The organism is Acetomicrobium sp. S15 = DSM 107314 (assembly GCF_016125955.1).
Lineage (GTDB): Bacteria > Synergistota > Synergistia > Synergistales > Thermosynergistaceae > Thermosynergistes > Thermosynergistes pyruvativorans.
On the sequence record NZ_JADEVE010000073.1, the window covers coordinates 67,449 to 74,797 of the forward strand.

Here is a 7,349-nt window from a genome sequence, read left to right on the forward strand (position 1 = left end):
AGCTTTGGCGGAACCCAAGTGGCAGATTGTGCAGCTGGAGATACCCGAAGGGTGCAACATCATCTTAGGACAGAGCCATTTCATCAAGACTGTGGAGGATATCTACGAGGTGTTGGTCACGTCAGCACCTGCGCTCGAATTCGGCATCGCCTTCTGCGAATCCTCCGGCCCGTGCCTGGTGCGATACGACGGGAATGCGAAAGATTTGGTCGACGTGGCTATTGAGAATGCGAAGAGGCTCTCTACGGGTCATGCTTTTGTGGTATTGTTGCGGAAGGGCTATCCGATAAATGTATTGAACGCTTTAAAGGCAGTTCAAGAGGTGTGCCGCATATTCGCCGCCACGGCAAACCCGTTACAGGTGTTGGTGTTTGAGACGGAGCAGGGCAGGGGCATAGCCGGTGTCGTGGATGGTTTTGCCACGAAGGGGGTAGAAGGTGAGGCGGATATTGAAGATCGCAAGAATTTATTGCGCAGAGTCATCGGATATAAGAGATAGCCGCAAAACAGGGAAAGGCTGCTGCCTTGCAGCGCTTTTGTGTTTTTGCGCCTTGGTTGCGATTTTTGCGGGGCCCCTTGCGGCCGAGGAAGACCTCAGCAGGGAATGGAGCTTTCCTGTGGTTGTCCTTCCTCCGGAGAACGGGTGGGAGAGCGACGAAGGAGAGTCCATATGGCTTGCCTTGAAGGTCGTCATGAAGGAGGCCAATGCCAGCAGAGACGGAGTGGCAGGGCGCGATGTCCTCTTTCTCAAATCCCGGTTACCGGCGCCTAAAGATGCTCCTGCAGCCGTAAATGAGTGGAGGAAAAACGGCATCAAAGCGGTCATATCGCTCGCGGATCCCGAGATGGATAAACTTCTCGTTTCCGCTGCGGCGGTCAATGATATGCCGCTCCTTTTGGCCAACGGCGAATGGGTCTCCATCTCTGGGGAGAGCGGCAGGCCTTTCAAAAATACATTTGCCCTCGACTTGTATTATCCCTTCAGAGCGGTAGCATTGGCCGAGTATGCCGCTTTCCGTTACAAAGGTGCAACTGTAGCCATAGAGGCCGACCTTAACGATAGCCAGATGTATCCTGTTTACGACCTCCTGCGAAAGAGCCTTAAAGAACGTGGACTTGCAACCATGACGATTTGGCATGACCCAGCTCGTAGGATGCCGCTCGCCGAAGATGAAGCGTCGAGCGCTGGGGCTACTGTTCTAATAAGCTGTCTCGGCCCGAGGAACCTTCAGACGACCTGGAGGAGGGTAAAGGAAAAGCGTCTACCTCTCGAGGTGTGGTATTCTGGGCCGTTTTTGCCCTCCATGCTTCTTTCTTTGGAAGGGCTTCTAATGGCGGATCAAGCTTATCCGGCAGCGAGGGGCAAGGGCTTCGACAAGCTTGCTGCTCGTGCTTGGGAGGTGGAGCGCAAAAGGGTCACCGACCGTTATTGTGCTGCCAAGGCGCATGCCGCAGGCCTTTTTGTCGTCGAAGCGTTGAGGCTTTCTGGAGGGAAATCCGTGGCCGATGCAATGAGCGGAGTCTCTGAAATTCCGCTGGGAGACGATTTTTTAGGCATGGATAAAACCACCCATAGACCCGCGTCCAGAAAAGTGGCGCTCTTGCGCATCTCGGGGAAGGAGTCTGTCTTAGAGCGCGTCATAGGGGTGCGATCGTCGGAGGTTCCCGATTCGATCGGCCATTACGCAGGGCGGTGACGAGAGCGAAGTTCTCTCCACAGCTCATTCAGCGGGACATCTAAGGATATCAGGGCCACAAGCAGGTGGTAGATCAGGTCTGCAGCCTCGCGGACGAGGGCTTCTCTGTCTTTTGTGGCCGTCGCTATAGCCACTTCTACTCCCTCTTCGCCTACCTTTTGCCCTGTTCGCAAGGGACCCTTTGAAATGAGCCTGGCGGTATAGCTTTCCTCAGAAGAGGCGCCCTTGCGCTTTAAGAGGTAGCGCCATAGCCTGCCAAGGAAGGTGCCGTCGCCTGCCGGTTCCCCGAGGATATTGCGATAAAAGCAGCTCCAATTTCCGGTGTGGCACGCTGGGCCCAAGGGTTCCACGATGGCTAATATCGCATCTCCGTCGCAGTCGATCCTGAGCTCGGTTACCTTGAGGCGGTTGCCGCTCGTCTCTCCCTTGTGCCAGATTTCCTTGCGTGAGCGGCTGTATAAGACCAATTCTCCCGTGCGCTCGGTCTCCGCTAAGGATTCGGCATTGCCGTAGGCGAGCATTAAGACTTCGCCGCTCGTCGAATCCTGAGCCACTACCGGCACCAATCCTTGAGGATCGAATTTGACATCTTTTAAATCTAAGTTGGCCATGTCGCCTTTACCGCCTAAAGCCTCATGGGGAAGCCCTCTTTGACGAGGGCTTCTTTCACCTGGCGTATGCTGAATTTGCCGAAATGAAATACGGAGGCGGCGAGGACCGCAGATGCCCCAACTCTCAGAGCTTCGGCGAAGTGGGCGATCTCTCCAGCGCCGCCAGAGGCTATCACCGGCACTTCCACCGTGGAGCAGACGGCTTCCAGCAGTTCGCAGTCGTAGCCAGCTGTCGTTCCGTCTCGATCCATGGATGTCAGGAGTATCTCACCGCACCCCTTGGAGACAGCTGCGGCGGCCCACGTTACAACATCAAGCCCCGTGGGCTCGGTGCCGCCCTTGACGTAGACTTCCCATCCCCCGCTTGGGCGCCTCTTAGCGTCGATGGCCACAACCACGGCTTGGCTCCCCAAAAGCCTTGCGCATTTTGTGATGAGTTCAGGCTCGGCTACCGCCTTCGTGTTTATTGAAATCTTGTCGGCACCTAAGGCGATCAGCTCGCGCGCTTCGTCTGCGCTGGAGATGCCGCCGCCCACTGTAAAAGGTACAAAGAGCCGCTCCGCTACGGATTGAACCCACTGATGGCGGGTGCGCACGCCCTCGAGAGACGCAGATATGTCGAGAAACGTGAGCTCGTCGGCCCCTTCGTCCATGTAGATCGACGCCAACTCCGCCGGATCGCCGGCATCGCGCAGAGATTTAAAATGTATCCCTTTGACCACTCTGCCATCTTTCACATCAAGACACGGTATTATGCGTCGCATCAGCATTTACAGCTCACCTCTATGGCTAATTTTAGGTCGAAGGATTGCTCGTAAACGACCTTGCCTATTACTGCACCTTCTACGCCCAGATTTCTTAAGGCGATTATATCCTCGACGCTGCTTATGCCGCCGGCAGCTATGACGGCCAATTCCGGAAAGCTCTTCAGCAGCTCGCGATATAGCGGTAGATCTGGTCCGCTTTTCATGCCGTCGTGCTCCACGGATGTCACCAAGAATCTGAAGTAGCCGAGTTCGACAAGACTCGTTATGGCTTTTGAGGGCGAAAGCGGCGTTGCCTCGAGCCAGCCCGATATTACGACTCTGTCGTTTTTCACGTCTACGGCAGGCAAGATGGCCTCTCCGTGGGATTTCCAGAGCGCTGTCGCTGCGCCCGGATCTCTGAAGAGGAGGCTTCCGACCATGGCCCTGTTTGCTCCGAGCGCGAGCGCTGCGCTAACATCGTCCACAGTGCGGAGTCCGCCTCCGTATTGAAGGTTGAGGTTCAACCCCTTCAACCTTTCGATTGCGCTCAAATGCGCAGGATAGCCCCGTTCAGCTCCCTCGAGATCTACGACGTGTATCCAATTGCACCCGGCTTCTTTGAAGCGCGAGGCTACCTCCAAAAGATCTGGTGCCATCTCCTCGGCTGTAGAAAACTCCCCACGCCTCAGGCGCACCACCTTTCCGCCATATAAGTCTATAGCAGGATAGATCGTCATGCTCCGCCCTTCCTTTTGAGGAGCTGGATAGTCGTCTGCAGCAAGCGCAGGCCTAATGGTCCGCTCCTTTCAGGGTGAAATTGAAATCCTATGATGTTTCCTCTTGCTGCGATAGACGAGAAGGTGACGTTTTGCACGGAAGTCTCGGCCGCCGCGTCTTCCCCGACAGGTAGGGCGAAGCTGTGCACGAAATAAAACGCGCTGCCGTCTGGCGCTACCTCCTGCAAGGGAGAAATCGGGCGTAGCCATCGTATGTCGTTCCATCCCATGTGCGGCAAAGGGCGGACGTCGAGTTTGGACACCTTTCCCTTGATAAGGCCGAGGCCGAGGGCGGGGCCGTCTTCGAAGCTGCATTCGCACAATAGCTGCATGCCCAGACATATGCCGAGGAGAGGGCGACCGCCCTTGGCCCATTCGGCTATCGCGTCCTTCCAGCCGCTCTCCTCAAGTTTTTTGACGGCTGACGCGAAGGCGCCGACCCCGGGAAGGAGGATCAGCTCGGCGTTGTGCGGCATGTTGGCCGGAGTCGAAGCGATTTGCCAATCGAGGCCGAGGTATCTCAGCGCTCTGGCGACGTTGCCAACGTTGCCGGCGCCGTAGTCTACGATGACGATCATATCCATATCCCCTTGCTGCTCGGCATTGTGTCTGTTATGGCGAGGGCCTGTCTTAAAGCTCGACCTATCCCTTTAAATATCGCCTCTGCCAGATGATGGCTGTTGTCAACAGCCAGAGTATGAACATGTAAGGAGAGCTGGGCCTCTCTGGTTGCCGCCTTCCAAAACTCCTCTAAAAGCTCTAAGTCGTAACCGCCGCAGCTCGAAGATGGAAAGGGAACGTTCCAGGTGAGACTGCCTCGTCCGCTCATATCCACCGCCACGACGACCAGCGTTCCGTCCATCGGCATGGCGCACCAACCGTAACGGTTACGGTATTGCTTGGAAGCCTCCTCTTTTATAGCTTTGCCCAGGACTATGCCCACGTCTTCCGTTATATGATGGGCGTCTACGTCCACATCGCCGTCGGCCTGGCATCTCATCTTCCAACCTGCGTGATGACACAGCAACTCTAACATGTGTCTCAGAAAACCGCACGGCATTTCGATGACCACATCGCCCGGCTCAAATTCTACAGATAAAGAGACCTCTGTCTCCTTTGTCTTTCTCTCTGTGTAGCTCATTCGCCTTGCGGGCTCCTTTCCTTTGTGACGTCGAGCAATTTTTCCACCAGCGGCAAGATGGATGACCAGCCTCGCTGGATGCCGTATCTGCTGGCTACCATACGAAGGGATACAGGGGTCACCTCTTCGAGCACCGTCAAGTGATTCGCCTCGAGAGTGGCCCCGGTTTGCACAATGTCGAGGATGCAATCGGCCAAGCCCAACCTCGGGGCCAATTCGACCGATCCGTGCAGGTGAACCACCTCTACTTGCACGCCCTTAGAGCTGAAATGACTGTCGGCTATCCTCGGGTATTTCGTGGCGACCTTGAGCCACATGAGGGCGCTTTCGTGTCCCATGAAACGCGGGGCCACCGTTTGGGGTCCAGCTACCACCAATCTGCATAAACCTCGTCGCGTATCGGCCAGCTCTATGAGCGTTGCGTTCGTCTCCCACAGCACATCGCTTCCGGCAAGTCCTATATCGGCTATGCCGCTGTGCACGAAGAGGGGGACATCCATCGGCTTGGCCAAAAAATAACGCCATCCGCCATCCTCTATGACCAGGCTGCGTCCCTTATGGTCCAACTTGCCGGTGGGCAGGCCGATCTCTCTCAACACTTCAGCTGCTTCATCAAAGACGCGACCCGTGGGAAGGACTATAGAAAGCATCATCGTCTTACCTCCAACAGCCATTCATCGAGAGAAAGTGCAGTTTGATCCTTCGTAGATTTCACGATGCGCGCTGATGCGTCGCACCACCAGGACAGACCACGCTGGCGAGCCAGATCCAGGGCGACAGATGCATCGTTGTGCCAGCTCATCTCCACCCCTATATCCAGGCTAACGAGGTGTCTGGCCAGCGCCACTGTATCGGATGGCGATGAAAGACCGCACCATAAAAGCAGTTTAGGAACCGCGTCGGAATCGGACCTGCTCAAGGCCGAAGCCAGCCTCTCAAGGTTGAGCGCAAAGCCCACAGCCTGTCCCAAAACGCCATATTGAGCCAAGAGCCTGTCGTATCGCCCGCCTCCTCCTACGGGCACGCCTACGCCCTCCAGGAAAATGTCGAAGACGGGGCCGCTGTAGTAACCGAGTTCGCGCACGAGCCCCAAGTCGAAGAAGGATATCGAACCATATCCCAGCTCTTCGAGCGAATCGGCGATGCTCTTAAGAGATGCCAGTGGCTCGAATGAACCGAAAAGGACGCTCGCCTCATCGATGACGTTCTTCGCTCCCTTAAGGTTCGGGAGTGCCTGGAGGAGCTTGCGCCTATCGCCGTCAATGGCCTCCTTTTTTAGCGTCGCGTAATAGGCGGAGTAATTGCCATCCTGAAGGCACGATAAAAGCTCTTCTGAGATCGGCGTCGGGACTCCTTCGAGCGCGGTGGCGATCACATTCGCATCTCCGAGGACCAAGCGATACCCCCTTAAGCCCAACTTCTCCAAGAACTCGAGTAGAAGCGAGATGATCTCCACATCTGCCCCTCTTCCCTCCCAACCTATGAGTTCTGCCCCTAATTGATATCCCTCTATGTCATAGCTGGGCGAGGAAGGAATTCTAAATAGGCGGTCGACATAGGATATCCTCAGCGGACGCTCGTGGGGCGGGTGGTGAGCCGCGCAATAGGCTACGACACCGAGCGTGATGTCAGTTCGCAAGCAACATGGTTCTCCGTGAGGGGAACTTAAGGGTATAATTCTTCGCTTTAAGTACGGCGAAAGCTTGTCCAGCGCTGTCTCTAAGAGCTGTAACCCCGATGGCCAGAACGGACAGTAGCCGTAGGAGGCGAAAGCGGAAAGGAACGAGGCTCGGCACCGTTCCATAGCCTCGGCCAGCCCAGCTCCGATGTTTTTGCACCCTTTGGGTATCCGGTTCATCTTCATTTCTCCTCAAATCCACCTTTCATTGCTTTCGAGCGAAGAAATCTCACCCGGCGAATGCTCAGCAAGAAGCCGCCGCTCCGGCGTGGTTCGCTCCCTTTTTTCTTGTATTTCTCCGGCATGCTCGGGTTTTTTAATTTCCCACAGTCCATAGGGCTTTGTATTTGCCGACATTAATACATTCTATTAACTAAATAGTATGATATGAAAACAGCCTGGAAGCAATGATACCATGCGGGTGGACTGTTTGTAAAGGGTCATCGCGCGGGAGAATGTGGATGTGAGAGTGAAAGTGAGAGTGAGAGTGAAAGTGAAAGTGAAAGTGAAAGTGAGTGATGAGTGATGAGTGATGAGTGAAGGGATTTGGCGATGAAGATAGACCCAAAAGCGATTAAGCGCGTCCTCGTGATACTCACCGACATGCTGTACTATTGCGAGGCATTGAGAGAAGTCAGTGCCGCGCGCGAAGAGGCTCCAGGAAGAAGGGGATATCCTGGATACATGTACTCAGATCTCG

9 protein-coding genes and 1 pseudogene are annotated in these 7,349 nt (G+C 55.3%); 3 read left to right on the forward strand and 7 right to left on the reverse strand.

The window, feature by feature from the left end:
- Nucleotides 1-4 precede the first annotated feature (4 nt).
- Together EZM41_RS01640 and EZM41_RS01645 are read left to right on the forward strand one after the other, a co-directional pair.
- Nucleotides 5-499: an adenosine-specific kinase gene (locus EZM41_RS01640; protein ID WP_198468739.1), complete on the forward strand. Its 495-nt coding sequence runs from the start codon at nucleotides 5-7 to the stop codon at nucleotides 497-499.
- On the forward strand, nucleotides 438-1,697 hold the full coding sequence (locus EZM41_RS01645; RefSeq protein ID WP_198468741.1) for an ABC transporter substrate-binding protein: 1,260 nt from the start codon (nucleotides 438-440) through the stop codon (nucleotides 1,695-1,697). The genes EZM41_RS01640 and EZM41_RS01645 overlap by 62 nt, the downstream gene beginning before the upstream one ends.
- Here EZM41_RS01645 and hisIE read toward each other — a convergent pair.
- Genes hisIE through EZM41_RS01680 form a run of 7 tightly spaced genes read right to left on the reverse strand, consistent with a single transcriptional unit; the run spans nucleotide 1,682 to nucleotide 6,835 of the window.
- Nucleotides 1,682-2,308: a bifunctional phosphoribosyl-AMP cyclohydrolase/phosphoribosyl-ATP diphosphatase HisIE gene (gene hisIE, locus EZM41_RS01650; RefSeq protein WP_198468742.1), complete on the reverse strand. Its 627-nt coding sequence runs from the start codon at nucleotides 2,306-2,308 to the stop codon at nucleotides 1,682-1,684. The genes EZM41_RS01645 and hisIE overlap by 16 nt on opposite strands.
- 14 nt (nucleotides 2,309-2,322) lie before the next feature.
- Nucleotides 2,323-3,078, reverse strand: a complete 756-nt coding sequence (gene hisF / locus EZM41_RS01655) for an imidazole glycerol phosphate synthase subunit HisF (protein ID WP_198468744.1) — start codon at nucleotides 3,076-3,078, stop codon at nucleotides 2,323-2,325.
- Nucleotides 3,072-3,791 (reverse strand): 1-(5-phosphoribosyl)-5-[(5-phosphoribosylamino)methylideneamino]imidazole-4-carboxamide isomerase, encoded by a 720-nt coding sequence (locus EZM41_RS01660; protein WP_198468746.1) that lies wholly within the window; start codon nucleotides 3,789-3,791, stop codon nucleotides 3,072-3,074. Before EZM41_RS01660 ends, hisF begins: the two co-directional genes overlap by 7 nt.
- On the reverse strand, nucleotides 3,788-4,408 hold the full coding sequence (gene hisH, locus EZM41_RS01665) for an imidazole glycerol phosphate synthase subunit HisH (RefSeq protein WP_198468748.1): 621 nt from the start codon (nucleotides 4,406-4,408) through the stop codon (nucleotides 3,788-3,790). The genes EZM41_RS01660 and hisH overlap by 4 nt, the downstream gene beginning before the upstream one ends.
- On the reverse strand, nucleotides 4,405-4,971 hold the full coding sequence (locus EZM41_RS01670) for an imidazoleglycerol-phosphate dehydratase (RefSeq protein ID WP_198468750.1): 567 nt from the start codon (nucleotides 4,969-4,971) through the stop codon (nucleotides 4,405-4,407). The genes hisH and EZM41_RS01670 overlap by 4 nt, the downstream gene beginning before the upstream one ends.
- Nucleotides 4,968-5,624 (reverse strand): ATP phosphoribosyltransferase, encoded by a 657-nt coding sequence (gene hisG / locus EZM41_RS01675; protein WP_342449200.1) that lies wholly within the window; start codon nucleotides 5,622-5,624, stop codon nucleotides 4,968-4,970. The genes EZM41_RS01670 and hisG overlap by 4 nt, the downstream gene beginning before the upstream one ends.
- Complete coding sequence (locus EZM41_RS01680; RefSeq protein ID WP_198468752.1) at nucleotides 5,621-6,835, reverse strand: ATP phosphoribosyltransferase regulatory subunit; 1,215 nt, start codon at nucleotides 6,833-6,835, stop codon at nucleotides 5,621-5,623. The genes hisG and EZM41_RS01680 overlap by 4 nt, the downstream gene beginning before the upstream one ends.
- Nucleotides 6,836-7,231: 396 nt before the next feature.
- Here EZM41_RS01680 and EZM41_RS01685 point away from each other — a divergent pair.
- Nucleotides 7,232-7,349: pseudogene (locus EZM41_RS01685) on the forward strand (hypothetical protein); the annotation flags it as partial.

Excerpts from the sequence above, each read along its gene's own strand:
- EZM41_RS01660 (WP_198468746.1), bottom strand. The coding sequence starts at position 3,791 with ATGACGATCTATCCTGCTATAGACTTATATGGCGGAAAGGTGGTGCGC.
- hisH (WP_198468748.1), bottom strand. The coding sequence starts at position 4,408 with ATGATCGTCATCGTAGACTACGGCGCCGGCAACGTTGGCAACGTCGCC.
- EZM41_RS01670 (WP_198468750.1), bottom strand. The coding sequence starts at position 4,971 with ATGAGCTACACAGAGAGAAAGACAAAGGAGACAGAGGTCTCTTTATCT.
- EZM41_RS01680 (WP_198468752.1), bottom strand. The coding sequence starts at position 6,835 with ATGAAGATGAACCGGATACCCAAAGGGTGCAAAAACATCGGAGCTGGG.
- hisIE (WP_198468742.1), bottom strand. The coding sequence starts at position 2,308 with ATGGCCAACTTAGATTTAAAAGATGTCAAATTCGATCCTCAAGGATTG.
- hisF (WP_198468744.1), bottom strand. The coding sequence starts at position 3,078 with ATGCTGATGCGACGCATAATACCGTGTCTTGATGTGAAAGATGGCAGA.
- hisG (WP_342449200.1), bottom strand. The coding sequence starts at position 5,624 with ATGATGCTTTCTATAGTCCTTCCCACGGGTCGCGTCTTTGATGAAGCA.